Raw genomic sequence first — 22,933 nt, forward strand, 5'->3', positions numbered from 1 at the left:
TAGATCGTTTTGTGTTGACCAAACGGGGTCATACGTCACTCACGATCAAAAACGCGACGCCATCATGGCCAAACGCACATCATTCCGTCAATTTGTTACAGTTTTTGTATCGATGAAACTTTTCTGCCGTCCCAGCAATCCACCTCACCGTACCCGGTGATAATGTCACTTTGATGTCAGTTATATGTATAAATTGGCAAACCCTGTGTACAGGGCCGATGCATCCGCCGAGGAGCATGACTCGCCAAAGTGACAGGCGAGAGGATTGCCCCCTCGCCCCTTAGCCTTACAACGCCTTTTCGAAAATCTTCGAATTACGCTGATAGTTGTATAACGACGCCCGCGCCGACGGCAGGCGATCCACCGTGCTCGGCACAAAACCACGTTCGCGGAACCAGTGGGCGGTACGGGTCGTCAGCACGAAGAGCGTCTTCAAACCCTGGGCCCGGGCACGGGTCTCGATGCGCTCCAGCAGCTCGTCACCGCGACCGCCATGACGGTACTCCGGGTTCACGGCCAGGCACGCCAGCTCCCCTGCGTCGGAGTCGGCGATCTGATACAGCGCCGCACAGGCGATGATCATGCCTTCACGTTCCACCACGCTGAACTGCTCGATTTCCCGCTCCAGCACTTCCCGGGAACGACGCACCAGAATCCCCTGCTCTTCCAGCGGGCTGATCAGATCCAGCAACCCGCCGACGTCTTCAATCGCCGCTTCGCGCACCAGTTCGAACTGTTCCTGGGCCACCAGCGTACCGCCGCCATCCCGGGTGAACAGCTCGGTCAGCAAGGCGCCGTCTTCGGCATAACTGACAATGTGGCTGCGGCCTACGCCGCCACGGCAAGCTTCAGCCGCCGCGTCCAGCAATTCGGCCTGGTAGTTGTTGCCCAGGCGTTGCAGGTGCGCGGGCACCTGTTGCGGCCGCAATTCACGCACCAGGCGGCCGTGCTCGTCGATCAGGCCGAGATCGGCACCGAACAGCAGCAACTTGTCCGCGCCCAGGTCGATGGCCGCGCGGGTGGCGACGTCTTCACAGGCGAGGTTGAAGATTTCGCCGGTAGGCGAGTAGCCCAGCGGCGACAGCAGCACGATGGAGCGCTCGTCCAGCAGGCGGTTGATGCCCTTGCGGTCGACCCGGCGCACTTCGCCGGTGTGGTGATAGTCGACGCCTTCAAGCACACCGATCGGGCGCGCCGTCACCAGGTTGCCGCTGGCCACCCGCAGGCGCGAGCCCTGCATCGGCGAAGAGGCCATGTCCATGGACAAGCGCGCTTCGATAGCAATGCGCAGATGGCCGACCGCATCGATCACGCACTCCAGGGTTGCGGCATCGGTGATGCGCAAGCCTTCGTGGTAAGCCGGGGTCAGGCCGCGGGCGGCGAGGCGGGTTTCAATTTGCGGGCGCGAACCGTGGACCAGCACCAGTCGCACGCCCAGGCTGTGGAGCAGCACCAGGTCGTGGACGATATTGCCGAAGTTCGGGTGCTCTACACCATCGCCCGGCAGCATGACGACAAAAGTGCAATCCCGGTGGGCATTGATGTAAGGCGAAGCGTGACGAAGCCAATTGACGTATTCGGGCATAAAAACCTGGGCCTGTAATAAAAAGCAGCCAAAAATGGATGAATCGCAAAAACGCACAGCGGGCTGTTGGTTATCGTCGGAACAGGCTTGGCGACACGCTCGCTCTCCTTCTATGTACGGATGGGCAGGGGTTAATTTATGCAGGTGTCAGGCAGTAATGTTGAATCAGTTCACGCAATAGACGCACTGTAGGCGTCAAGCGTGACATTTCAAGGTACTCGCCTGGCTGGTGGGCGCAGGCGATATCGCCAGGGCCAAGCACCAGGGTCTCGCAACCAAGGCGCTGAAGATAAGGCGCTTCGGTGCCGAACGCCACTGCTTCGGCGCGATGACCGGTAAGTCGTTCAGCTACCCGCACCAACTCTGCATCCTCGGTCTGCTCGAACGGCGGCACTTCGGGGAACAGCGGCGCATAGTCGATCTTCACCTGATGGCGCTCGGCCAAGGGTTCAAGCTTCTGCCGGATGGCAGCGCGCAGCACCTGGGGATCCATGCCCGGCAGGGGCCGCAGGTCGAATTCCAGGGAGCATTGGCCGCAGATGCGGTTGGGGTTGTCGCCACCGTGGATGCAGCCGAAGTTCATGGTCGGCTGCGGCACGCTGAACTGCGGATTGCGGTATTCGCGCTGCCAGGCCAGGCGCAGGCCACGCAGTTCGCCAATGGCGTCATGCATGGCTTCGAGGGCGCTGTGGCCCAGGCTTGGGTCCGACGAATGGCCGCTGCGCCCGAGAATATCGATGCGCTCCATCATTACGCCCTTGTGCAGGCGGATGGGTTTGAGGCCGGTGGGTTCACCGATCACCGCCGCACGGCCCAAGGGACGACCCGCCTCGGCCAGTGCACGAGCACCGGCCATGGAGCTTTCTTCATCGCAGGTAGCAAGAATCAGCAGCGGCTGCTTGAAAGGCTGGTCGAGCAACGGCTGGACGGCTTCGATCACCAGGGCGAAAAAGCCCTTCATGTCACAGCTGCCCAGTCCTACCCAGCGGCCGTCGACTTCCGTCAGCTTGAGCGGATCGGTCTGCCATAGGGCGCCGTCGTACGGCACGGTGTCACTGTGGCCCGCCAGCACCAGGCCGCCAGGGCCGGTGCCGAAACTGGCCAACAGGTTGAATTTGCCTGGGCTGACCTGCTGGATGTCGCAGGCAAAGCCCAGGTCTGCCAGCCAGGTGGCGAGCAAATCGATGACCGGGCGGTTGGATTGGTCGAGAGAGGCCTGGGTACAACTGACCGAAGGCGCGGCAATCAGCGCGGCGAATTGTTCTTTCATGGACGGTAAAGGCATGCGCTGTCTCTCAACTTCCCGGACGAACCCCATCATAGAGCTATCTGAGTGACACAATAAACCGTTGCGGCACGTTGCCGGGCTCAGTCCTGTACACTGCACGACCTTGGCAGCCACTCTTTTCCCCGGCTGCGCTCCCGATCCTGGATTTTCCGGCCATGCAGAAAGAAACCGAAATCAAGCTCCGTGTCAGCCGCGAAACCCTCGCCGCGCTGCGTGAGCACCCGTTACTGAAAAAACGCAACAAAAGTGGCTGGGAACGCCGTGAGTTGATGAACCAGTACTTCGACACCCCGGAACGCGACCTGGCCCAGGCCAAAGTGGCCCTGCGCCTGCGCAAAGACGGCGACGAAGTGATCCAGACCCTCAAGACCCGTGGCCAGAGCGTCGCCGGCTTGTCGGAACGCAATGAGTACAACTGGGACCTGGCCAAAGCCAAGCTCGACGTGAAGAAACTCGACGGCGAATGCTGGCCCGAGCAACTGGCCGAGCTGGACAAAAAGACCCTCAAGCCGATCTTCACCACCGATTTCGTCCGCGAACGCGCTGAAATCGCCTGGGGCCGCGGCAAGGCCAAGGTGGTGATCGAAGCCGCCCTGGACCTGGGCCACGTGGTTGCCGGCAAGCAGAAAGAAGAAATCTGCGAGCTGGAACTGGAACTGCGCGAAGGCGACCCGGCCGCCCTGCTGGAGCTGGCCGCTGAACTGGCCGCGACCCTGGCGCTGATGCCGTGCGATATCAGCAAGGCCGAGCGTGGCTATCGCCTGTTCGACGCCAACAGCTACTCCCTGAGCCTGCCGGCACCGCTGCTGCACGCCGAAATGCCACTGGACGACGCATTTGCTGCCGTCATGTGCCATCTGTTGGGCAGCAGCCAGCGCCTGGCCGAGCAATACCGTTTCAACGGCCACTGGCGCCTGCTGCAGGACTGGGTGGAAAACCTCGGCGAACTGCGGGCCCTGCTCGGCAGCCTCGGCCAGGCCGCACCGCGTCAGTCCACCAGCGAATTGCGCGCCGCACTGGACGCCTTGCTGGAAGACTGGCGTCCGCTGGTCCAGGCCGGTGACGACGATGAAGACATCCGCAAGGCCGCGCCGGAGCAGTTCGCCGAAGAACTGGAAGACGTGCGCTGGGGTTTGTTCTCCCTGACCACTTCCCGCTGGCTGCTGGCCCGCACCTGGGCCGCGGATCGCAACGTGCGTGGCAATCGCCAGGGCGCTGCACAGCTGGCCAACTGGCTGCCGCGCCTGCTGGCCGATGACGCCGTTGCCCTGCAACTGCCGCGCTACCAGCAACAGCCGGAAGACCTGGCCGAGCAACTGCCGCGTATCGAACGCATCCTGGCCTGGCTGCACCATGCACGCCAGGTGCTGGATATCGCCGAGCTGGACCGTTTGTATGGCGAGCTGAACAAGCTGGCGCACCTGGCCAACCAGCCGATCACCGATGAGTCGCTGGATGCGCGGATGCATCAGGCGATTGCGGTGTATCAGAATCGCGCCTGGAAAACCCTGCTGCGCCTGTAAAACCTTGTGGCGAGGGAGCTTGCTCCCTCTTCACTAAAATCAGGCCAAGACAACTATCAGCGCAACACCGGCAAACTCGTGGTGGACTTGATCTCCGACAAGGCCACTATCGAGTTGACCTCCTGAATCCCCGGCACCATCGACAGCTTCTCAAAGAAAAACCGCTCATACGCCTCGATGTCCGACGTGACGATCCGCAGTAAAAAGTCCACCGCCCCCATCAGCACATAACATTCCAACACTTCCGGAAAACCGCGAATCGCCTCGGTGAATTCAGTGAAGTTGGAACGGCCGTGGGCGTTGAGTTTCACCTCGGCAAAAATCTGCGTATTAAGGCCGATTTTCTTGCGATCCAGCAGGGTGACCTGGCCGCGAATCACACCCTCCTCTTTCAGCCGCTGAATCCGGCGCCAGCACGGCGACTGCGACAGGCCGACCTGTTCGGCGATCTGCGCGCTGGAGAGCGAAGCGTCTTCCTGCAACAGCGCGAGAATGCGCCGGTCGTACACGTCCAATTCAGCGTGCATAAAAATACCCATTAATCATGATTTAAAGAATTACATGATTCTCTTATAAGCCAATACAGGCTGTTTTAGATAAGAAATCTCCCGCGACGAATGCAAAAATTTCTCCAGTCGAATCCGGAGAATCATCATGCACGTCGTCGAAGCCTCCCACCCCGCCCAACGCGTTGACGCCTGGGCCGTCAGCAATGCCCACTGCCAGGCGCACTATCAAATCCTCGCCGAGGCTGAACCCGACGTGCTGTGCCGGGTGCTCAACTATTTTGCCCTGCAGTTCCTGGTGCCACGTCAGGTGAGCGTGCAGCGTGAAGACGACCTGCTGGCGATCGATATCGTGATGGATGGCCTGAGCTGGCACCGGGCCCAGGTGATCGGCGAAAAACTTCGTAACCTGATCAGTGTGTGCTCGCTGGAGCTGCGCCCGGCAGATGCTGCGCGGCCTCTGGCGGTTCAGGCGGCCGCTCAGTAAAAGCCTGCAATAAACCCCGGAGGCCGAAGCGCAAAGCGTGACTAGCCTGAGGACTACGCCTAATCGTTGCCCAGGAACGTCACCATGTCCGTTGCGCCAAATCCGCAGGATCGCTGGCTGGAAATCCATCAGTTGTTGCCTGCCCTGATCGACCAGGGCCTGGTGCCCGCCGACCTGGCTCTACCGGCGAACAGTGGGCTGCATCCCCTGGAATGCATTGCCAGCCATGGGCCGTCTCTGGAAATGCTGACCGAATGGCTCGCCCGCCACTGCGGCCAGCCCTACCTGCGTATCGACCCGTTGAAAATCGACGTCGCGGCGGTGGTGCCGCTGATGTCCTATGCCTTTGCCCAGCGCCACAAGATCCTGGCCGTTGCGGTCGACGCCCACAGCGTTACCGTCGCCAGTGCCCAGCCTTACGTGTGCAGTTGGGAAGCCGGCCTGGCTCAGGTGTTGAAGCGCTCCATCAAGCGGGTGCTGGCCAATCCCCAGGAGATCCAGCGCTGCACCGTGGAGTTTTACCGACTGGCGAAATCGGTCAGCGGCGCCATTGATCAAAAAACCTCCGGCGCGCCGAATATCGAACAACTGCTCAATCTCGGCGCCAGCGACCAGGAGCCCGACGCCAACGACGCGCACATCGTCAACATCGTCGACTGGCTGTTGCAGTACGCCTTTGGCCAGCGGGCCAGTGATATCCATATCGAACCCGGACGCGATCAGGGGCGCGTGCGTTTTCGCATCGACGGGCTGCTGCATGACGTCTATCAATTCCCATCCCAGGTGACGATGGCGGTGGTCAGCCGCCTGAAAAGCCTGGGCCGGATGAACGTGGCGGAAAAACGCAAACCCCAAGACGGCCGGGTGAAGACCAAAAGCCCCACGGGCGGGGAAGTGGAGCTGCGCCTGTCGACCTTGCCCATAGCCTTCGGCGAAAAGCTGGTGATGCGAATTTTTGACCCGCAGGTGCTGCACAAGGATTTCCAGCAACTGGGACTTTCCAGCGACGACCTGCAACGCTGGCAATCCATGACCGGCCAGGCCAACGGCATCATCCTGGTCACCGGCCCTACCGGTTCCGGCAAGACCAGCACGCTGTACACCACGCTCAAGCAACTGGCCACTCGCGAGGTCAACCTGTGCACCGTCGAAGACCCGATCGAGATGGTGGAGCCGGCCTTCAACCAGATGCAGGTGCAGCACAACATCGACCTGACCTTCGCCAGCGGCATCCGCGCCCTGATGCGCCAGGACCCTGACATCATCATGATCGGCGAGATTCGCGACCTGGAAACCGCAGAAATGGCGATCCAGGCCGCCCTGACCGGGCATCTGGTGCTGTCGACGTTGCACACCAACGATGCGCCCGGCGCCATCAGCCGCTTGCTGGAACTGGGCATTCCCCATTACCTGATCAATGCCACGCTGCTGGGGGTGATGGCCCAGCGCCTGGTCAGGCTGTTGTGCCCGCACTGCAAGCGGCAAGCCGGGCAGGTCCATCAGGCAGTGGGTTGCGGCGAGTGCCGGGAAAGTGGCTATCGGGGTCGAGCCGGGGTCTACGAGATCATGCTGATGAACGATCGCCTCAAGGCCCTGGTCAGCCCGGGCACCGACCTCCAGGCCCTGCGTCTGGCGGCCCTTGACCAGGGAATGTGCAGCTTGCGGTCCGCCGGTATACGCAAGGTAATGGCAGGACTGACAACACTTGAAGAGGTACTGCGAGTGACGCCTGGGGATTCAGAAACAAATCCTTTGATCGATGGCGCGGTAATCCGTCCTTATCCGTGACAACACCGTTACAATCGGAAAAACCTCGCTTCACCGTCACCAGACAAGGAATCGTTATGCAGATCGGAACCGTACTGCTTCTTTTTGTAGGCTTGGCCGTCGCCATCCTCTTCATGGGTTTCAAGGTGGTCCCGCAGGGTTACCAGTGGACAGTCGAGCGCTTCGGCCGCTACACCAACACCCTCAAGCCCGGCCTGAACATCATCATTCCGGTCATGGACCGCATCGGTCGCAAGATCAACGTGATGGAAAGCGTGCTGGATATCCCACCCCAGGAAGTCATCACCGCTGACAACGCCACGGTGCAGATCGACGCCGTGTGCTTCTTCCAGGTGGTCAATACCGCCCAGGCTGCCTACGAGGTGAACAACCTCGAACACGCCATCCGCAACCTGCTGCAAACCAACATCCGTACCGTGCTCGGCTCCATGGAGCTGGATGCGATGCTCAGCCAGCGTGACGGCATCAACGAAAAACTGCTGCGCACCGTCGACGAAGCCACCGCACCGTGGGGCATCAAGATCACCCGGATCGAGATCAAGGACATCAGCCCGCCTGCCGACCTGATGGCCGCCATGTCCGGCCAGATGAAGGCCGAGCGGATCAAGCGTGCGCAGATCCTCGAGGCCGAAGGCCTGCGAGCCTCCGCGATCCTGACCGCCGAAGGCAAGAAGCAGGCGCAGATCCTGGAGGCCGAAGGTGGTCGTCAGGCCGCCTTCCTGGAATCCGAAGCCCGCGAACGTCAGGCCGAGGCCGAAGCCCGCGCCACTCAAGTGGTATCGGAAGCCATCGCCACCGGTAACGTGCAGGCCATCAACTACTTCGTCGCCCAGAAATACATCGACGCACTGGGCAAGCTGGCCTCGGCCAACAACAGCAAGGTGATCCTGATGCCGCTGGAAGCCAGCCAGGTGATTGGCGCAGTCGGCGGCATCGGCGAAATCGTCAAGGCAACCTTCGACAACAAGAAAGCCTGAGGCACGCACCATGTGGGAATTCCTGCAGCACCTGTCGTTTTGGGACTGGCTGGCACTGGGCACGGTGCTGTTGATCCTTGAAGTGTTCGGTGCCGGTGGTTATCTGCTGTGGATGGGCATCGCCGCGGCAGCCGTGGGCGTGATCAAGTTCCTGGTGCCGAGCCTGGGGCTGGAGTGGCAACTGCTGCTGTTCGCCGTGCTGTCGATCCTCACGGCGGTGTACTGGTGGCGACGCCAGCGCAGCAGCGCCAAGGTCAGCGACCAGCCGGGGCTGAACATGCGCGGCTCCGAGTTGATTGGTCGCACCTTTGTGGTGCATCAGGCCATCGTCGAGGGCCGTGGCAAGATCAAGGTGGGTGACGGTGTGTGGATGGCATCCGGGCCGGACGCGCCGGCTGGGGCACACGTACGTGTCATTGGTCAGGAAGGCGTGATTTTGCAGGTTGAAACTGTTTAGTCATCCATGGAACTCGGCTGGGCTATCTACAATCAAACTGTTCAGATAACCCAGTCGGAGTCACCCATCATGCGTCTAAAATATGCTGTCGCAACCCTCGCTGTGCTTTCCCTTCCCGTCGGTTCAGCCATGGCCGACAGCTTCTGGCGTAATGTCATCTCATCGGGTGCCACGACCGGCTCGACGTACCTGACCTTCAAGGACCACAAAATGGTAGTCGCCGCCCAGGACGACGCCGGTAGCTTCGTCGCCAGTGACGGCAACATCCGTGGCCCATACCTGGAAGCTGCGATGCAGAAAGTCCGCGCCGATAACCCTGGCCTCAAGGCCACGGATATGGACCTGGCGAACGCAATCCTGGCAAAAAACGCCATTGCTTCCGAGTAATACCGCCGCATAAAAAATGCCGTTCCTCGAGAGCGGCATTTTTTTGCCCTGATTTCCTACGCCAGACGCTGGCGATTCCGCATCTGAACAGGAAAAGTCCTGTCGAGTTGCAGGCGCGCCCGGCAACAAGCTATCGATTCCCTTCAGACTGAGTGAATCGATGACCATGCAAAAACTCTCCTACGCCCTGCTGCTCGCCGCGGTTGCCACGCCTTATGCCCAGGCAGAAAGCTGGTACGGGTCGGCAAAGCTCAACAGCGCCCGGCAGAATCTCTCAAGCTCACTGCTGACCAGCCCACGCGTAACCCACCGGGTAGAAGCCCCCGACAGCAGCAAGACGTTCACCGGCTCATTCGCCGTGGGCTATGCCTTTGCCGATGGCTGGCGCCTGGAGGGGGAATACACGATGCCCAGCCACTCGACCTTCAAATCCCATTGGGCACCGTTCAATGCCAACGTCAACAGCCTGCGCACCGACAGCCAGCGCCTGATGCTCAACGGTTATAAAAACATCCCGATCAATGAATGGCTGTCGTTCTACGGTATGGCGGGAGTCGGCGTGGCCCAGGTTGACGCCGAGGGTTACCAGACCAACGACACCCGCCGTTTCGCCAGCAATCGCCAATACAACTTCGCCTACAGCGTTGGCCTGGGGCTGGATGCCAAGGTCAGCGAAACCCTGACCCTGGGTACCGGCTGGCGTTACGTGGACATGGGCGGGATCGAGACCGGCTACAACACGTTCGCCAATCGGATAAACGCCCGGGACGAACAGCTCAAAGGCAAGCTCAAAGAGCAGAACGTGTTTCTTGAGGCACGCGTTGCCTTCTGACACCGATGCTGAAATGCCGCTCCCGAGGCGGCATTTTTTGTTTCAGGCGGGACGATTCATTCACAGACGACAGGCTATATTCAGTCGAGCCGTGCAACCATGCCCGGCATTGATATGCTTTTTTCTCATCGCCTTCTGAAACGGATGCCTTCAACGTCATGAGCCAACTGCCCTTTCTGCCGTTCTCCAAGCCCACCATTGATGAAGCCACCATCTCGGCGGTAGGCGACGTACTGCGCTCCGGCTGGATCACCAGCGGGCCGAAAGTGCAGGCGTTCGAGGCGCAGTTGTCGGAATATTTTGGGGGGCGCCCGGTGCGTACCTTCAACTCGGGCACCTGCACCATGGAGATTGCCTTGCGCATCGCCGGTATCGGGCCTGGTGACGAAGTCATCACCACCCCGATTTCGTGGGTAGCCACGGCCAACGTGATTCTGGAAGTCGGTGCCACACCGGTGTTCGCCGACATCGACCCGGTGACCCGCAATATCGACCTGGCCAAGGTGGAAGCCGCGATCACACCGCGCACCAAGGCAATCATCCCGGTATACCTGGCGGGCCTGCCGTTGGACATGCCATTGCTCTACGCGCTGGCCAACAAGTACAACCTGCGCATCGTCGAAGATGCAGCCCAGGCCCTGGGTTCCAGCTGGGATGGCCAACGCATTGGCGCTACCGGCGATTTCGTATCGTTCAGCTTCCAGGCGAACAAGAACATCACCTCGTCCGAAGGCGGCTGCCTGGTATTGAACAACGCTGAAGAAGCGCGCCTGGCGGAAAAATATCGCCTGCAGGGCGTGACCCGCACCGGCTTCGATGGCCTGGACGTGGATGTGTTGGGCGGCAAGTTCAACATGACCGACATCGCAGCAGCCATCGGCCTGGGCCAGTTTGCCCATATCGAGAAGATCACTGCCCACCGCCAGGAACTGGCACGGCACTATTTCGAATGCTTCGGCAGTGATTTTGAAGCGCAGTACGGTGCGCAATTGCCACCGGCAGACTTCGAAAACAGCAACTGGCACCTGTTCCAGCTGGTACTGCCGGAGCGTCAGGACGGCCTGCCCGCACGCGCCACGTTCATGGAGCAGATGCAGGCCCATGGCGTCGGCATTGGCTATCACTACCCACCGATCCACCTGCTGAGCTTGTACAAGGCACAGGGATTCAAGGAAGGCATGTTCCCGGTAGCGGAAAAAGTGGGGCGTTTGATTGTGTCGTTGCCGATGTTCACGGCGATGACGAAAGCGGACGTAGAGCGTTCGGTAGCGGCGGTAAAAGCGGTGTTGAAGCGCTGACAAAACCTTTGCGGGAGCCGGTTGCCGGCTCCCGCAGCGGGATCACTCGCCGATGGCAGCCTTGTAGCCGGCAGCGTCCAGCAATTTTTTCAGTTCATCCGGGTTGCTTGGCTTGAGCTTGAAGATCCAGGCGCCGTAAGGGTCGGAGTTCAACAGCTCTGGCTCACCGCTCAAGGCGTCGTTCACCGCGATCACTTCGCCAGCAATTGGCGAGTAGATATCCGAAGCGGCCTTCACCGATTCAACCACGCCGGCCTGGTCAGCCGCCTTGAACACGTTGCCGACTTCGGTCAACTCAACGAACACTACATCCCCCAATGCTTCCTGGGCATGGTCCGAGATCCCGACGGTCACGGTGCCGTCAGCTTCCAGACGGGCCCATTCGTGACTTTCGGCAAAACGCAGGTCGGCAGGGATATCGCTCATAGTCTGTGTCCTCAAGGAAAAATGTCAGCGGCCATTGGCCCGCCGGAAAAGTTAGATCAATGTTTTGCCATGGCGCACGAACGTCGGTTTGACCACCCGAACCGGGTACCACTTGCCGCGGATTTCCACCTCGGCCCGGTCAGCAGTCGCCGACGGCACACGCGCCAGGGCAATGGATTTGCTTAGCGTAGGAGAGAAACTACCACTGGTGATCTCTCCTTCGCCAACATTGGCGATACGAACCACCTGGTGAGCGCGTAAAACCCCGCGCTCTTCCAGCACCAGGCCGACCAGCTTGGACTTCACACCCGCAGCCTTTTCGGCTTCCAGGGCGGCGCGGCCGATGAAATCCCGCTCGGCCGGCTCCCAGGCGATGCTCCAGGCCATGTTGGCTGCCAGGGGCGAGACGTCCTGGTGAATATCCTGACCGTAAAGGTTCATGCCGGCCTCGAGGCGCAGCGTGTCGCGGGCGCCGAGGCCGATGGGCGAAATGCCTGCGCCTACCAGGTCGTTGAAGAACGCCGGGGCCTGATCGGCCGGCAGGACAATTTCAAGACCGTCTTCGCCGGTGTAACCGGTGCGCGCGATAAACCAGTCGCCGTCAGCCAGGCCTTCAAAGGGCTTGAGCTGATGGATCAGGGTGGCGCGGGACTGGGTCACCAGTTCAGCGATCTTTTGCCGGGCATGGGGGCCTTGAATGGCGAGCATGGCCAATTCGGGCCGCTCGCGGAGCTGGGCCTGATAGCTGCCGAGCCGAGCCTGCATCCAGGCCATGTCCTGGTCACGGGTGGCAGCGTTGACCACCAGCCGGTAACCGCCCTCGGTACGGTAGACGATCATGTCGTCCACCACGCCGCCCTGCTCGTTGAGCATGGCGCTGTATAACGCGCGGCCGCAGCCGTGCAATCGGTCAACATCATTGGCCAGCAAATGCTGGAGCCATTCCTTGGCCTGGGGGCCTGTGATATCGATCACGGTCATATGGGATACATCGAACACCCCGCAGTCGCGTCGCACCTGATGGTGCTCCTCAACCTGCGAGCCGTAGTGCAAAGGCATATCCCAACCGCCAAAATCGACCATTTTCGCGCCAAGGGCGAGATGCAGGTCATACAGAGGCGTGCGCTGTCCCATGGGTTTCTCCTTCCGGGCGTGGCGAAGGTGCGGACGGTCGCCGTTCGGGCCGCACGCCTTGAAATACAAGGCCTGTAGCCGCGTTCAGCAACCCGATCTGAAAGATCGACCGCACCGAATGCCGCGCATTGTAGCCTCAAGCCGTAGGACTGGCACCTAACCGATTCGTCGCGCCGAACGTCGGATCAACCCGATGACCGGTAACAGCCCCACCAATACCAGGGTCAGGGCCGGCAGCGAAGCCCGCGCCCACTCCCCTTCGCTGGTCATCTCGAAAATCCGCACCGCCAGCGTGTCCCAGCCGAACGGGCGCATCAGCAGGGTCGCCGGCATTTCCTTGAGCACATCGACAAACACCAGCAGCGCCGCGCTCAGGGTGCCCGGCAGCAAAAGTGGCAGATACACTTTGCAAAACAGTCGCGGCCCGCTGACCCCAAGACTGCGGGCGGCTTCCGGCAAGGACGGACGGATTCGCGCCAGGCTGTTTTCCAGCGGCCCGTAGGCCACCGCAATGAAGCGCACCAGATACGCCAGCAGCAAGGCCGACAAACTGCCCAGTAACAGCGGTTTGCCGGCGCCCCCCAGCCAGCCGGAGACCGGGATCACCAGTTCACGATCCAGGTAGCTGAACGCCAACATGATCGACACCGCCAGTACCGAGCCGGGCAGCGCGTAGCCTACGTTGGCCAGGCTGATGCCGGAGCGGATGGCCCGGGTGGGCGCCAGGCGATGGGCGAACGCCAGCACCAGGGCCACGCTGACGGTGATCAGGGCAGCCATACCGCCCAGGTACAGGGTATGGACGATCAAACCGGCGTAGCGCTCGTCCAGGTCGAAACGGCCACGCTGCCAGAACCAGGCCACCAGTTGCAGCATCGGGATCACGAACGCGCAGGCGAACACCAATCCGCACCAACCGCTGGCCAACGCCGCCTTGAACCCGCGCAGATGGTAAAGCGCCTTGCCGCGAGGTCGCTCGTTGCTCGGCCGGCTGGCGCCCCGGGCACGGCGTTCGCCGTACAGCACCAGCATCACCAGCAACAGCAACAGGCTGGCCAGTTGCGCGGCACTGGAGAGGCTGAAAAAGCCGTACCAGGTCTTGTAGATGGCGGTGGTAAAGGTGTCGAAGTTGAACACCGAGACGGCACCGAAATCCGCCAGGGTTTCCATCAGCGCGAGGGCCACGCCCGCACCGATGGCGGGACGCGCCATGGGCAGGGCCACCCGCCAGAACGCTTGCCACGGCGACTGCCCCAAGACACGCGCCGCTTCCATCAGGCCTTTGCCCTGGGCGAGGAACGCGGTGCGTGCCAGCAGATAAACATAGGGGTAGAACACCAGCACCAGCACGATGATCACACCGCTGGTCGAGCGCACACGCGGCAGGCGCAAGCCTGTACCAAACCATTCGCGCAGCAGGGTTTGCACCGGGCCGGCGAAGTCCAGCAGGCCGACGAAGACGAAGGCGAGCACATAGGCGGGAATCGCGAAGGGCAGCATCAACGCCCAGTCCAGCCAGCGCCGGCCGGGAAACTCGCAGAGGCTGGTCAGCCAGGCCAGGCTGACGCCCAGCAGCGTAACGCCCACACCGACGCCCAGCACCAGAGTCAAGGTGTTCCCCAGCAGACGTGGCATCTGGGTTTCCCACAGGTGGGACCAGATCTGGTGGTCGATGGTCTGCCACGACAGCAACAGCACGCTCAACGGCAGCAGCACCAGGGCGGCGACGGTGAAGACCGGCAGGTACCAGCGGCGTTGGGCGGGATGGGCCAAAGGTTAATTCTCAGAGAATGAATAGCTTGAAGCCAGCGCTAACCAATGTGGGAGCGGGCTTGTGTGGGAGCGGGCTTGCTCGCGAAAGCGGCGTGTCAGTCAACGCATATGTGACTGATACACCCTCTTCGCGAGCAAGCCCGCTCCCACACAAGCCCGCCCCCACATTTAGATCGGCGGCGCCTTGCAAATTGTATCTAGTTCCAGCCAGCGCGATCCATCAAGCGAATCGCCTCAGCCTGACGCTTGCCCGCCACTTCCACCGGCAATGTGTCAGCCACAAACTTGCCCCAGGTCGCCACCTCCGCCGACGGCGGCACCGCCGGGTTGGCCGGGAATTCCTGGTTCACATCCGCAAAGATCTTCTGCGCTTCCGGCGTGGTCATCCACTCCACCAGCGCCTTGGCTGCTTCCGGGTGCGGTGCGTGCTTGGTCAGGCCGATGCCCGACAGGTTGACGTGCACCCCGCGGTCGCCCTGGTTCGGCCAGAACAACTTCACCGCCAGGTCCGGCTTCTGCTTGTGCAGGCGGCCGTAGTAGTAGGTGTTCACGATGCCCACGTCACACTGCCCGGCGTTGATCGCTTCCAGCACGGCAATGTCATCGGAGAACACGTCGGTGGACAGGTTGTTGACCCAGCCCTTGACGATTTCTTCGGTCTTGGCCGCGCCGTGGGTTTCGATCAGGGTGGCGGTCAGCGACTGGTTGTAGACCTTCTTCGCGGTGCGCAGGCACAGGCGGCCTTCCCACTGTTTGTCGGCCAGGGCTTCGTAGGTGGTCAGGTCTCCCGGTTTCACGCGATCGGTGGAGTAGGCGATGGTCCGCGCTCGCAGGCTCAGGCCAGTCCAGGCATGGGCCGAAGAACGGTATTGAAGGGGAATATTCTTGTCGATCACCGCAGAGGTGAACGGCTGCAGGATGCCCATCTGCTCGGCCTGCCAGAGGTTGCCGGCGTCGACGGTGAGCAGCAGGTCGGCGGTGGCGTTTTCACCTTCGGCCTTGATGCGCTGCATCAGCGGCGCTTCCTTGTCGGTGATGAACTTCACCTGCACGCCGGTCTTCTTGGTGTAGGCGTCGAACACCGGCTTGATCAGTTCGTCGATGCGCGAGGAGTAGACCACGACCTCATCGGCCGCCTGCACGGTGGTGCTGCCGATAAGAGTGAGTGTCAGGGCAGTCAGGAGGCGCTTGGGTGCCAGCATGGGTGCGGTCTCTCATTTGCAAAAAGAGCGCAAATGATAAGGACTCACATTTGGTAACGCTCAACGGAGCCGTTACCAGATGTTGCACAGCGTACTCAGGCCTTGCCCAGCTCCGGCAAATCCCCGGTCAAACCCAATGCCTGACGCACAAACAACGCCTTGGCCTCCGGCATCTGCTCAACCACCTTCAGCCCTGCATTACGCAGCCAGCGCAACGGCAGTTGATCGGCCTGGAACAACCGCTCAAAGCCTTCCATCGCCGCCATCAGCGCCAGGTTGTGGGGCATGCGCCGACGCTCGTAACGGCTGAGCACCTTCACATCCGCCAGGCGCTCGCCGCGCTCGTTGGCCGCCAGCAGCACCTCGGCGAGCACCGCCGCATCGAGGAAGCCCAGGTTCACGCCCTGCCCCGCCAGCGGATGAATGACGTGGGCCGCGTCGCCAATCAATGCCAGGCCTTCGGCCACGTAACGTTTGGCGTGGCGCTGACGCAACGGCACGCACAGCCGTGGATCGGCGCTTATCACGCTGCCCAGGCGGCCTTCGAAGGCATTTTCCAGTTCACGGCAGAAGCTTTCATCGTCCAGCGCCATCAAGCGCTCGGACTCACTCGGGGTGGTCGACCAGACGATCGAACACCAGTCTTCCTGCCCGTCCCGCACCAGCGGCAGGAACGCCAGCGGGCCATTGTCGGTAAAACGCTGCCAGGCCGTCTTTTGATGCACCTGGCTGCTGCGCACACTGGTGACGATGGCGTTGTGCAAATAATCCCACTCACGGGTAGCGGTGCCGGTCAGGCGACGTACTGCCGAGTTGGCACCGTCCGCCGCGACCACCAGTGGCGCGCGCAAGGTGCGGCCATCGGCCAGGGTCAGCAGCCAGTCATCGCCGGAGCGGCGCATCTGTTCCAGGCGCGCATTGGCCAGCAGGCCGAGGTCGCAGTCGTGCAGGCGGTCGAGCAAGGCGTCCTGGACCACACGGTTTTCGACGATATGCCCCAGCACCTCGGCATGCACGCTGGCCGCCGAGAAGTGGATCTGCCCGGTGCCGCTGCCGTCCCACACCTGCATCTCGCCGTACGGGCTGGCACGTCGCTCGACAATCCCGTCCCACACGCCAAGGCGCTCGAGGATGCGCTGGCTGGCGGCCGACAAGGCGCTCACCCGCGGTTCGAACGCAGCATGAGGGTCGAACGGCTTGACACTCAGCGGGCTGCCGTCGAGCAGCAGCACCTGCAGGCCACTGCCCTGCAACGCCAGCGCCAGGGCGCTTCCGACCATTCCGGCCCCGACAATCAGCACATCTGCGCGCATGTCCATGCTTTAAGCCTGTCTCGATTGCAGCTTGCGCCGCACGTAAAGGGTTTTGTCGACCCGCGCCACCAGGGTGCCGGAGCCGTCATGAATCTGTACCTTGAGCTGCGGTAAATACTTGTCGCCGCTGGCGGTGTGCTGGCGAATCTCGTCCAGCAACGCTTGGTCGATGGAAAATTCGGCGAACACCGGGCCTTTGCCCGGCGAGATAAAGTCGATAGCGGCAGCCTTGTCCCAGACAATGTAGTCGCGGCCCAGGTTCTCCATCAGCATCAGCATGTAGAACGGGTCGACCATCGAATACAGGCTGCCGCCAAACTGCGTGCCGACGTAGTTGCGGTTGTACCAGCCCAGGCCCATGCGCACCTTGACCTCGCGGAAATCGCTGCCGATGTGCAACACCCGAACTCCGGCCCCGAGGTACGGCGGGTACAGGGTCATGATCCAGCGCAACAGCCGCGCCTTGCCCAGGCGTCGGGTCAGCCACTCACGCATCGGGACGGGTACCCAGGCCCATGGCCTGGCGCGCGAACCAGCGCTTGGCCGGCGGCAGCAAGTCGAGGCCCAGCAAGCCCATGTTGCGGCCCAGCGCGACCAACGGTTGCGCACTGCCAAACAGGCGGGTGACCTGATCGGAGAAGCCGACGGTGAGTTTCTGGTCCATGCGCTGACGCTCGCGGTACGCCTGCAGTGTCGCCAGGTCGCCCGGAATCGCCGGCCCGGCCAGCAGCGCCTCGGCCAACGCGTAGGCATCCCGCAGGGACAGGTTGAAGCCCTGACCGGCAATCGGGTGCAGGCTGTGGGCGGCATTGCCAAGTACGGCCAGATGAGAGCGCACTTGTTCTTCCGCTTCCACGAGCGTCAGCGGGTACAGGTGGCGCGCACCGACTTGCTTGAGGGTGCCCAGGCGGTAGCCGAACACGCCCTGCAGTTCACTCAGGAAGCTGCGTTCGTCCAGCTCGGCCAGGCGCTTGGCGTCCATGCCGACGCGGGTCCAGACCAGCGCGCAGCGGTTGTCCGGCAACGGCAGCAAGGCCATCGGGCCTTCGTCGGTGAACCGCTCGAACGCCTCGCCGTTGTGGGCCTCGCTTGGGGTGATGTTGGCGATCAGCGCGCTCTGGTTGTACGGCCGCTTTTTAACGCCGATGCCCAGTTGCTCGCGCAAACCTGAGCGACCGCCATCGGCCAGCACCGCGAGGTCGCACTCCAGCACGGTTTCGTCATTGAGGGTCAGGCGGTAACCATCGGCAAGCGGCTCCATGCGCGTAACTTCCGCCGGGCAACGCCAACTGACCACGTCCTTGTCCAGCCCTTGCCACAGGCATTGGCCCAGCCAGGCGTTTTCCACCACGTAGCCAAGCGCCGGCACACCCTCTTCCATGGCCGACAGGCGCGCGGTAGAGAAGCGGCCACGGTCCGACACATGAATCTGTTTGATCGGCTCGGCGCGGCGAGAGATTTCCTGCCACACGCCCAACCGTTGATAGATCTGCCGCGCGCCAAAGGACAGCGCTGAAGAACGCGCGTCATAGCTCGGCTGGTAGCTGTCGCCGGGGGCAAACGGCTCGATCAGCACGATCTTCCAGCCCCGGGCCTTGGCCCCGGCCTGCAAGGCCAATGCGAGGCTGGCACCCACCAGGCCGCCGCCGATAATCGCCAGGTTGACCCGGCTCATCGGGCGCTCGCCATCAATGCTTCGATCTCGGCGACGGACTTGGGCACGCCACCGGTCAGAATTTCACAGCCTTGCTTGGTCACCACCACGTCGTCCTCGATGCGTACGCCAATGCCACGCCATTTCTTCGCCACGCTCTGGTTGTCCGGCGAGATGTAAATCCCCGGCTCCACGGTCAGTGCCATGCCAACTTCCAGCACCCGCCACTCGCCGCCGACCTTGTATTCGCCGACATCGTGCACATCCATCCCCAGCCAGTGGCCGGCGCGGTGCATGTAGAAGGCTTTATAGGCTTCACTGGCGATCAGTTCGTCGACATCACCCTGCAACAATCCCAGCCTCACCAGCCCGGCAGTGATCACTTGCACCGTCGCCTCGTGGGCCTGGTTCCAATGCTTGTTCGGGGCGATTTCGGCAAAGGCGGCTTCCTGGGAAGCCAGCACGATTTCATAAATCGCCTTCTGCTCGGCGGAAAACTTGCCGCTCACCGGCCAGGTGCGGGTGATGTCGCTGGCGTAGCAGTCGATCTCGCAGCCGGCGTCGATCAGCACCAGGTCGCCGTCCTTGAGCAGCGCGTCATTCTGCTGGTAGTGCAGGATGCAGCTGTTGCGCCCCGAGGCGACGATGGAACCATAGGCCGGCATCTTCGCCCCGCCCTTGCGAAACTCGTAGTCGAGCTCCGCTTCCAGACTGAACTCATGCAACCCGGCGCGGCTGGCCTGCATCGCCCGTACATGGGCCGCGCAGGAAATCCGCGCCGCCTCGCGCATCACCTTCACTTCTGCCGCCGATTTATACAGGCGCATGTCGTGAAGCAGATGATCCAGGGCAACAAATTCGTTCGGTGGCTGGGCGCCGAGGTGCGCTTTAGAGCGGATCACGTTGATCCACTCCATCAGGTGCCGGTCGAATTCGGCATTGCTGCCCATGGCCGAATACACCCGGTCACGGCCTTCGATCAGGCCGGGCAGGATGTCGTCGATATCGGTAATCGGGAACGCATCGTCGGCGCCGTACTCGCGAATCGCGCCTTCGGTGCCGGCCCGCAGGCCGTCCCACAGTTCGCGCTCGGCGTTGCGTTCGCGGCAGAACAGCACGTACTCGCCGTGCTGGCGGCCGGGCATCAGCACAATCACCGCTTCCGGTTCGGGGAAGCCGCTCAGATACTGGAAGTCGCTGTCCTGGCGGTAGACGTGCTCGACGTCACGGTTGCGGATGGCTACCGCGGCCGCCGGCAGGATGGCGATGCTGTTGGGTTCCATCTGCGCCATGAGCGCCTTGCGGCGCCGGGTGTATTCCGCTTTGGGGATATGGATCATGGGCAGATGGGCTTCCTTTCTTAGTGCAGCGACGGCTTGGGTGCAGCGGGCTCAGCCGATTTACGGGTCTCGGTGAACAGCAGCAGCGGCGCGACGCGCAGGTATTCCATAACTTCCATGTAGTCGCTTTCGCCGTCTTCGGACTCTTCCAGGGCGTCTTGCACCTGAGAGATGGCGGCCAGGTCCTGCAGCACTTCCTGGGCATCGGTGCTCAGGTCGAGGCCGCCGGCGTTCACGCCGAAACCGTGGAGGAAGCCTTGGCACCATTGGCCCAACGCGGCGGCGCGCTCGGTGAGCGGCGCGTCATCGGTAGGCAGCAGCAAGACGACGGTGACGTCATCACCGGTCAGCTCGCCTTTAACCATCTCTTGCAGGCCGATGAGCGCATTGCGCACGTTTTCGGTAGGCTCGGTTTCCAGCAGCTCGGCGACGTCGGCCAGCCAGTTGTCGGCATCAAAGCCGACACCGGTGCAGCTGCGGCCCAGCAGCACGCCGTGCAGTTCGGCAGGCGAGCAAGGATGACCGCTGGAACTCAGCAGTTTGGAAAAAGCATCGTACGGGGAGTTCTGAATGGGCATGGTGAGCTAGGCGCCAGACGGCGCAATGTCTAGAATGAAGCGATGTATCCTAGCATCGGCAGACGTACCAAGACTATCGAGGGCGTCAGATCGTTTATCCAGCAGTTGCCATTCATCAGACAAAATCCAGTGGAACCCAATGGAAGACACCGACCTGCAAGCGCTGATGGCCAGACTCGAGCTGCTAATTAACCGGGTCGAGCAACTTAAGAGCCAAAACGGACTCCTATTAGCTCAGGAAAAGACCTGGCGCGAGGAACGCGCTCACCTCATTGAAAAAAACGAAATCGCCCGGCGTAAGGTCGAATCGATGATTTCGCGCCTGAAGGCCCTGGAGCAAGACTCATGAGTTCAAGCAATAGCGTCACCGTGCAGATTCTCGACAAAGAATATTCGATCATCTGCCCCCAGGAAGAACGCAGCAACCTGGTGAGCGCTGCCCGCTACCTGGACGGCAAGATGCGCGAAATCCGCAGCAGCGGCAAAGTCATCGGCGCCGATCGCATCGCCGTGATGGCCGCCCTGAACATTACCCACGATCTGCTGCATAAGCAGGAACGGCCTGACGTGCAGGCCAGCGGCTCGACGCGCGAGCAGGTGCGCGACCTGCTGGAGCGGGTCGATCTGGTACTTTCTACCGATCCAGAGCCACCCAAGGGCTGATTGCGGCGTCGGTTTCGGGTATACTCGCCCCACTCCCTGGCGTGCTTGCCAGTCGGCGATGTCCCTGAGCCGATTCGCACTACCCTGGAAGTTACACGTTGGGCTGGTGTGCATGTCCGCTAGACGGAAAGCCTTAAAGCCTACTGTTTCTTCCACCTTGAACTTTCGGGTTCAAGGGCTAAGTCGACAGCGGTTCTGTCGGGGAGCCTGATTCCCAAATCCAATGCCAGTCCCAGGACTGGCATTGTTTTATGAGCCGAAAACCATGACCGAACCTGCGCCGCTTTCCCGCCCGCAACTTCGACGCATGCTGCGCAAAGCCCGCCGCGCCCTGACGCCAAGCGAGCAACGCCAGGCCGCCCTGGGCCTGTATCGGCAACTGGCACAGCACCCGCTGTTTCGCCGGGCCAAACACCTATCCTTATATCTACCGACGGACGGTGAAATCGATCCGCGCCTGCTGCTGCGCGCTGCACAGCGCCGGGGCAAGGCGACGTACCTGCCGGTGCTCAGTGCATGGCCGCGAACCAAGATGGTATTCCAGCGAGTGCGCCCCGGCGAAAAGCTGAGGCCCAACCGTTTTCGCATCCTCGAGCCCCAGGTAAATGCCAGCCGGCAACGCAAGGTCTGGGCGCTGGACCTGGTGCTGCTGCCACTGGTTGGTTTTGATGATGTGGGCGGACGGTTGGGCATGGGCGGCGGGTTTTATGACCGCAGCCTGGCCTACATGGCCCGCCGGAAATCCTGGCGCAAGCCGACGCTGTTGGGCCTGGCCCATGAATGCCAGAAGGTCGAACGATTGGCACAGGCAAGCTGGGATGTACCGCTTGAGGGCACAGTCACCGATAAGGATTGGTATATAGCAGAGACGCTACTGGAATCAGCAGCGCCTTGAAGACGGGTCAGCGTTTGAACGGTTGCGGCTGTTGCTGTGCGAGTTCAATCGGTGCGTCAGTCTTGTTCGACCACAAGCTCTGCGCATAGCCGGTGGTCACAACGCCCAGGCCGAACAAAATAACCAAAATCCATAGTAAATCCGGTTTGCGTTTCATCGATTGCCCCCCTTCAGGCATCTTGCACACGATGACAGCAACGTTCCATTAGTAGTCCGTGCCAGCTGCGTCAAGCTCAAAACCCCGGCATTCTGCGTTAACGTGAACCAACACGCAAACCTTGACGCCAACCGACTGTCGGTTTGTCATAAAATTGCAGGACAACTTTCCCAATCGACTTTTGAGGAGCGAAAACATGGCCTATTGGCTGATGAAATCCGAGCCCGATGAACTGTCCATCAAGGGCCTGGAAAAGCTCGGCGAGGCCCGGTGGGACGGGGTGCGCAACTACCAGGCGCGGAACTTCCTGCGGGCGATGGCGGTGGGTGACCAGTTCTTCTTCTACCACTCCAGCTGCCCGGAACCGGGGATTGCCGGCATCGGTAAAATCGTCGAGGCAGCCTACCCGGACCCGACCGCGCTGGAGCCCGACAGTCATTATTTCGACGCCAAGGCCAGCCCTGAAAAAAATCCGTGGAGCGCGATCAATGTTGCCCACGTCGAGACCTTTGCGAAGGTCCTGGGGCTAGGCTATCTGAAACAGCAAACTGCCCTCGCCGAGTTGCCCCTGGTGCAAAAAGGCAGCCGCCTTTCGGTGATGCCGGTCACCGCCGAGCAATGGGCCGCCGTACTCGGCCTGCGCTGAAACAGCAGAACCCTGCGGTCACGC

At 61.6% G+C, this 22,933-nt stretch carries 25 protein-coding genes and 1 other RNA gene; 13 read left to right on the forward strand and 13 right to left on the reverse strand.

Features of this window, described 5'->3' with window-relative positions; translation table 11 throughout:
- Nucleotides 1–286 precede the first annotated feature (286 nt).
- Nucleotides 287–1,585 (reverse strand): amino-acid N-acetyltransferase, encoded by a 1,299-nt coding sequence (argA, locus tag HX815_RS07880; protein ID WP_003213914.1) that lies wholly within the window; start codon nt 1,583–1,585, stop codon nt 287–289.
- A 136-nt stretch (nt 1,586–1,721) separates the two neighbouring features.
- Nucleotides 1,722–2,870 (reverse strand): acetylornithine deacetylase, encoded by a 1,149-nt coding sequence (gene argE / locus HX815_RS07885; RefSeq protein ID WP_102370129.1) that lies wholly within the window; start codon nt 2,868–2,870, stop codon nt 1,722–1,724.
- 158 nt (nt 2,871–3,028) lie between these two features.
- On the opposite strand from argE, the gene HX815_RS07890 reads away from it, so the two are divergent.
- Nucleotides 3,029–4,396 carry an inorganic triphosphatase gene (locus HX815_RS07890; RefSeq protein ID WP_177028036.1) on the forward strand — a complete coding sequence of 456 codons (1,368 nt, stop codon included), beginning with the start codon at nt 3,029–3,031 and terminating at the stop codon, nt 4,394–4,396.
- 56 nt (nt 4,397–4,452) lie between these two features.
- Here HX815_RS07890 and HX815_RS07895 read toward each other — a convergent pair whose 3' ends face one another.
- Nucleotides 4,453–4,923 (reverse strand): Lrp/AsnC family transcriptional regulator, encoded by a 471-nt coding sequence (locus HX815_RS07895; protein WP_087693276.1) that lies wholly within the window; start codon nt 4,921–4,923, stop codon nt 4,453–4,455.
- Between the two features lie 127 nt (nt 4,924–5,050).
- Here HX815_RS07895 and HX815_RS07900 point away from each other — a divergent pair, with 127 nt between their 5' ends.
- The 7 genes from HX815_RS07900 to HX815_RS07930 all read left to right on the forward strand — a co-directional run bounded on the left by HX815_RS07900 (nt 5,051) and on the right by HX815_RS07930 (nt 11,128).
- Nucleotides 5,051–5,389, forward strand: a complete 339-nt coding sequence (locus HX815_RS07900; protein WP_102604088.1) for a hypothetical protein — start codon at nt 5,051–5,053, stop codon at nt 5,387–5,389.
- Nucleotides 5,390–5,473: 84 nt separating this feature from the next.
- Nucleotides 5,474–7,177 (forward strand): GspE/PulE family protein, encoded by a 1,704-nt coding sequence (locus HX815_RS07905; protein ID WP_177028037.1) that lies wholly within the window; start codon nt 5,474–5,476, stop codon nt 7,175–7,177.
- Between the two features lie 56 nt (nt 7,178–7,233).
- Nucleotides 7,234–8,154: an SPFH domain-containing protein gene (locus HX815_RS07910; RefSeq protein ID WP_003213925.1), complete on the forward strand. Its 921-nt coding sequence runs from the start codon at nt 7,234–7,236 to the stop codon at nt 8,152–8,154.
- Nucleotides 8,155–8,164: 10 nt separating this feature from the next.
- Nucleotides 8,165–8,611: an NfeD family protein gene (locus HX815_RS07915; protein ID WP_008438897.1), complete on the forward strand. Its 447-nt coding sequence runs from the start codon at nt 8,165–8,167 to the stop codon at nt 8,609–8,611.
- A 69-nt stretch (nt 8,612–8,680) separates the two neighbouring features.
- Nucleotides 8,681–8,998: a DUF2388 domain-containing protein gene (locus tag HX815_RS07920; RefSeq protein ID WP_008438896.1), complete on the forward strand. Its 318-nt coding sequence runs from the start codon at nt 8,681–8,683 to the stop codon at nt 8,996–8,998.
- 160 nt (nt 8,999–9,158) lie between these two features.
- Nucleotides 9,159–9,830 carry an outer membrane protein gene (locus HX815_RS07925; RefSeq protein ID WP_008438895.1) on the forward strand — a complete coding sequence of 224 codons (672 nt, stop codon included), beginning with the start codon at nt 9,159–9,161 and terminating at the stop codon, nt 9,828–9,830.
- A gap of 158 nt (nt 9,831–9,988) precedes the next feature.
- On the forward strand, nt 9,989–11,128 hold the full coding sequence (locus HX815_RS07930) for a DegT/DnrJ/EryC1/StrS aminotransferase family protein (RefSeq protein WP_087693281.1): 1,140 nt from the start codon (nt 9,989–9,991) through the stop codon (nt 11,126–11,128).
- Nucleotides 11,129–11,170: 42 nt separating this feature from the next.
- Here the strand turns inward: HX815_RS07930 and gcvH are convergent, their stop codons facing one another.
- From gcvH to HX815_RS07975, 9 genes are all read right to left on the reverse strand, one after another.
- Nucleotides 11,171–11,554: a glycine cleavage system protein GcvH gene (gene gcvH, locus HX815_RS07935; protein WP_087693282.1), complete on the reverse strand. Its 384-nt coding sequence runs from the start codon at nt 11,552–11,554 to the stop codon at nt 11,171–11,173.
- 51 nt (nt 11,555–11,605) lie between these two features.
- Nucleotides 11,606–12,688, reverse strand: a complete 1,083-nt coding sequence (gene gcvT, locus HX815_RS07940; protein WP_003213938.1) for a glycine cleavage system aminomethyltransferase GcvT — start codon at nt 12,686–12,688, stop codon at nt 11,606–11,608.
- 156 nt (nt 12,689–12,844) lie between these two features.
- A complete protein-coding gene (locus tag HX815_RS07945) occupies nt 12,845–14,461 on the reverse strand; it encodes an iron ABC transporter permease (protein WP_177028038.1) in 1,617 nt (538 codons plus the stop codon).
- Nucleotides 14,462–14,658: 197 nt separating this feature from the next.
- Nucleotides 14,659–15,663, reverse strand: a complete 1,005-nt coding sequence (locus HX815_RS07950) for an extracellular solute-binding protein (protein ID WP_177028039.1) — start codon at nt 15,661–15,663, stop codon at nt 14,659–14,661.
- Nucleotides 15,664–15,758: 95 nt separating this feature from the next.
- The gene (locus HX815_RS07955) at nt 15,759–16,976 is read right to left on the reverse strand and encodes a 2-octaprenyl-3-methyl-6-methoxy-1,4-benzoquinol hydroxylase (RefSeq protein ID WP_177028131.1); all 1,218 of its coding nucleotides are present in this window, start codon (nt 16,974–16,976) and stop codon (nt 15,759–15,761) included.
- A gap of 9 nt (nt 16,977–16,985) precedes the next feature.
- Nucleotides 16,986–17,471 (reverse strand): DUF4442 domain-containing protein, encoded by a 486-nt coding sequence (locus HX815_RS07960; protein ID WP_003213946.1) that lies wholly within the window; start codon nt 17,469–17,471, stop codon nt 16,986–16,988.
- On the reverse strand, nt 17,464–18,651 hold the full coding sequence (gene ubiH / locus HX815_RS07965; protein ID WP_177020273.1) for a 2-octaprenyl-6-methoxyphenyl hydroxylase: 1,188 nt from the start codon (nt 18,649–18,651) through the stop codon (nt 17,464–17,466). The genes HX815_RS07960 and ubiH overlap by 8 nt, the downstream gene beginning before the upstream one ends.
- Nucleotides 18,648–19,970 carry a Xaa-Pro aminopeptidase gene (gene pepP, locus HX815_RS07970; protein ID WP_177028040.1) on the reverse strand — a complete coding sequence of 441 codons (1,323 nt, stop codon included), beginning with the start codon at nt 19,968–19,970 and terminating at the stop codon, nt 18,648–18,650. The genes ubiH and pepP overlap by 4 nt, the downstream gene beginning before the upstream one ends.
- Before the next feature lie 20 nt (nt 19,971–19,990).
- Nucleotides 19,991–20,548, reverse strand: a complete 558-nt coding sequence (locus tag HX815_RS07975; RefSeq protein ID WP_003213952.1) for a YecA family protein — start codon at nt 20,546–20,548, stop codon at nt 19,991–19,993.
- Nucleotides 20,549–20,687: 139 nt separating this feature from the next.
- On the opposite strand from HX815_RS07975, the gene HX815_RS07980 reads away from it, so the two are divergent.
- The 4 genes from HX815_RS07980 (at nt 20,688) to HX815_RS07995 (ending at nt 22,106) form a co-directional block, all read left to right on the forward strand.
- Complete coding sequence (locus tag HX815_RS07980) at nt 20,688–20,897, forward strand: TIGR02449 family protein (RefSeq protein ID WP_003213954.1); 210 nt, start codon at nt 20,688–20,690, stop codon at nt 20,895–20,897.
- Nucleotides 20,894–21,211 (forward strand): cell division protein ZapA, encoded by a 318-nt coding sequence (locus HX815_RS07985; protein WP_003213956.1) that lies wholly within the window; start codon nt 20,894–20,896, stop codon nt 21,209–21,211. Before HX815_RS07980 ends, HX815_RS07985 begins: the two co-directional genes overlap by 4 nt.
- A 30-nt stretch (nt 21,212–21,241) precedes the next feature.
- Nucleotides 21,242–21,420: non-coding RNA, 6S RNA (ssrS, locus tag HX815_RS07990), on the forward strand.
- A 56-nt stretch (nt 21,421–21,476) separates the two neighbouring features.
- On the forward strand, nt 21,477–22,106 hold the full coding sequence (locus HX815_RS07995; protein ID WP_102604083.1) for a 5-formyltetrahydrofolate cyclo-ligase: 630 nt from the start codon (nt 21,477–21,479) through the stop codon (nt 22,104–22,106).
- 7 nt (nt 22,107–22,113) lie between these two features.
- On the opposite strand, the gene HX815_RS08000 is transcribed toward HX815_RS07995, so the two are convergent.
- On the reverse strand, nt 22,114–22,263 hold the full coding sequence (locus tag HX815_RS08000) for a hypothetical protein (RefSeq protein ID WP_003213959.1): 150 nt from the start codon (nt 22,261–22,263) through the stop codon (nt 22,114–22,116).
- A gap of 196 nt (nt 22,264–22,459) precedes the next feature.
- Between HX815_RS08000 and HX815_RS08005 the strand changes: the two genes are divergently transcribed.
- Entirely contained in the window at nt 22,460–22,909 is a 450-nt protein-coding gene (locus HX815_RS08005; RefSeq protein ID WP_003213961.1) for an EVE domain-containing protein, read from the forward strand.
- The last annotated feature ends 24 nt before the right edge of the window (nt 22,910–22,933 follow it).

It is taken from the genome of Pseudomonas sp. E6002 (assembly GCF_013385565.1).
GTDB lineage: Bacteria > Pseudomonadota > Gammaproteobacteria > Pseudomonadales > Pseudomonadaceae > Aquipseudomonas.

Bases quoted from the DNA above. Each gene is read 5' to 3' on its own strand.
- pepP (WP_177028040.1), bottom strand. From the start codon at position 19,970: ATGATCCATATCCCCAAAGCGGAATACACCCGGCGCCGCAAGGCGCTC.
- HX815_RS07910 (WP_003213925.1), top strand. From the start codon at position 7,234: ATGCAGATCGGAACCGTACTGCTTCTTTTTGTAGGCTTGGCCGTCGCC.
- HX815_RS07950 (WP_177028039.1), bottom strand. From the start codon at position 15,663: ATGCTGGCACCCAAGCGCCTCCTGACTGCCCTGACACTCACTCTTATC.
- HX815_RS07920 (WP_008438896.1), top strand. From the start codon at position 8,681: ATGCGTCTAAAATATGCTGTCGCAACCCTCGCTGTGCTTTCCCTTCCC.
- HX815_RS07995 (WP_102604083.1), top strand. From the start codon at position 21,477: ATGACCGAACCTGCGCCGCTTTCCCGCCCGCAACTTCGACGCATGCTG.
- HX815_RS07905 (WP_177028037.1), top strand. From the start codon at position 5,474: ATGTCCGTTGCGCCAAATCCGCAGGATCGCTGGCTGGAAATCCATCAG.
- HX815_RS07915 (WP_008438897.1), top strand. From the start codon at position 8,165: ATGTGGGAATTCCTGCAGCACCTGTCGTTTTGGGACTGGCTGGCACTG.
- HX815_RS07900 (WP_102604088.1), top strand. From the start codon at position 5,051: ATGCACGTCGTCGAAGCCTCCCACCCCGCCCAACGCGTTGACGCCTGG.
- HX815_RS07925 (WP_008438895.1), top strand. From the start codon at position 9,159: ATGACCATGCAAAAACTCTCCTACGCCCTGCTGCTCGCCGCGGTTGCC.
- HX815_RS08000 (WP_003213959.1), bottom strand. From the start codon at position 22,263: ATGAAACGCAAACCGGATTTACTATGGATTTTGGTTATTTTGTTCGGC.
- HX815_RS07930 (WP_087693281.1), top strand. From the start codon at position 9,989: ATGAGCCAACTGCCCTTTCTGCCGTTCTCCAAGCCCACCATTGATGAA.
- HX815_RS07890 (WP_177028036.1), top strand. From the start codon at position 3,029: ATGCAGAAAGAAACCGAAATCAAGCTCCGTGTCAGCCGCGAAACCCTC.
- gcvT (WP_003213938.1), bottom strand. From the start codon at position 12,688: ATGGGACAGCGCACGCCTCTGTATGACCTGCATCTCGCCCTTGGCGCG.
- gcvH (WP_087693282.1), bottom strand. From the start codon at position 11,554: ATGAGCGATATCCCTGCCGACCTGCGTTTTGCCGAAAGTCACGAATGG.
- HX815_RS07985 (WP_003213956.1), top strand. From the start codon at position 20,894: ATGAGTTCAAGCAATAGCGTCACCGTGCAGATTCTCGACAAAGAATAT.
- argA (WP_003213914.1), bottom strand. From the start codon at position 1,585: ATGCCCGAATACGTCAATTGGCTTCGTCACGCTTCGCCTTACATCAAT.
- HX815_RS07895 (WP_087693276.1), bottom strand. From the start codon at position 4,923: ATGCACGCTGAATTGGACGTGTACGACCGGCGCATTCTCGCGCTGTTG.
- argE (WP_102370129.1), bottom strand. From the start codon at position 2,870: ATGCCTTTACCGTCCATGAAAGAACAATTCGCCGCGCTGATTGCCGCG.
- HX815_RS07980 (WP_003213954.1), top strand. From the start codon at position 20,688: ATGGAAGACACCGACCTGCAAGCGCTGATGGCCAGACTCGAGCTGCTA.
- ubiH (WP_177020273.1), bottom strand. From the start codon at position 18,651: ATGAGCCGGGTCAACCTGGCGATTATCGGCGGCGGCCTGGTGGGTGCC.
- HX815_RS07955 (WP_177028131.1), bottom strand. From the start codon at position 16,976: ATGCGCGCAGATGTGCTGATTGTCGGGGCCGGAATGGTCGGAAGCGCC.
- HX815_RS08005 (WP_003213961.1), top strand. From the start codon at position 22,460: ATGGCCTATTGGCTGATGAAATCCGAGCCCGATGAACTGTCCATCAAG.
- HX815_RS07960 (WP_003213946.1), bottom strand. From the start codon at position 17,471: ATGCGTGAGTGGCTGACCCGACGCCTGGGCAAGGCGCGGCTGTTGCGC.
- HX815_RS07975 (WP_003213952.1), bottom strand. From the start codon at position 20,548: ATGCCCATTCAGAACTCCCCGTACGATGCTTTTTCCAAACTGCTGAGT.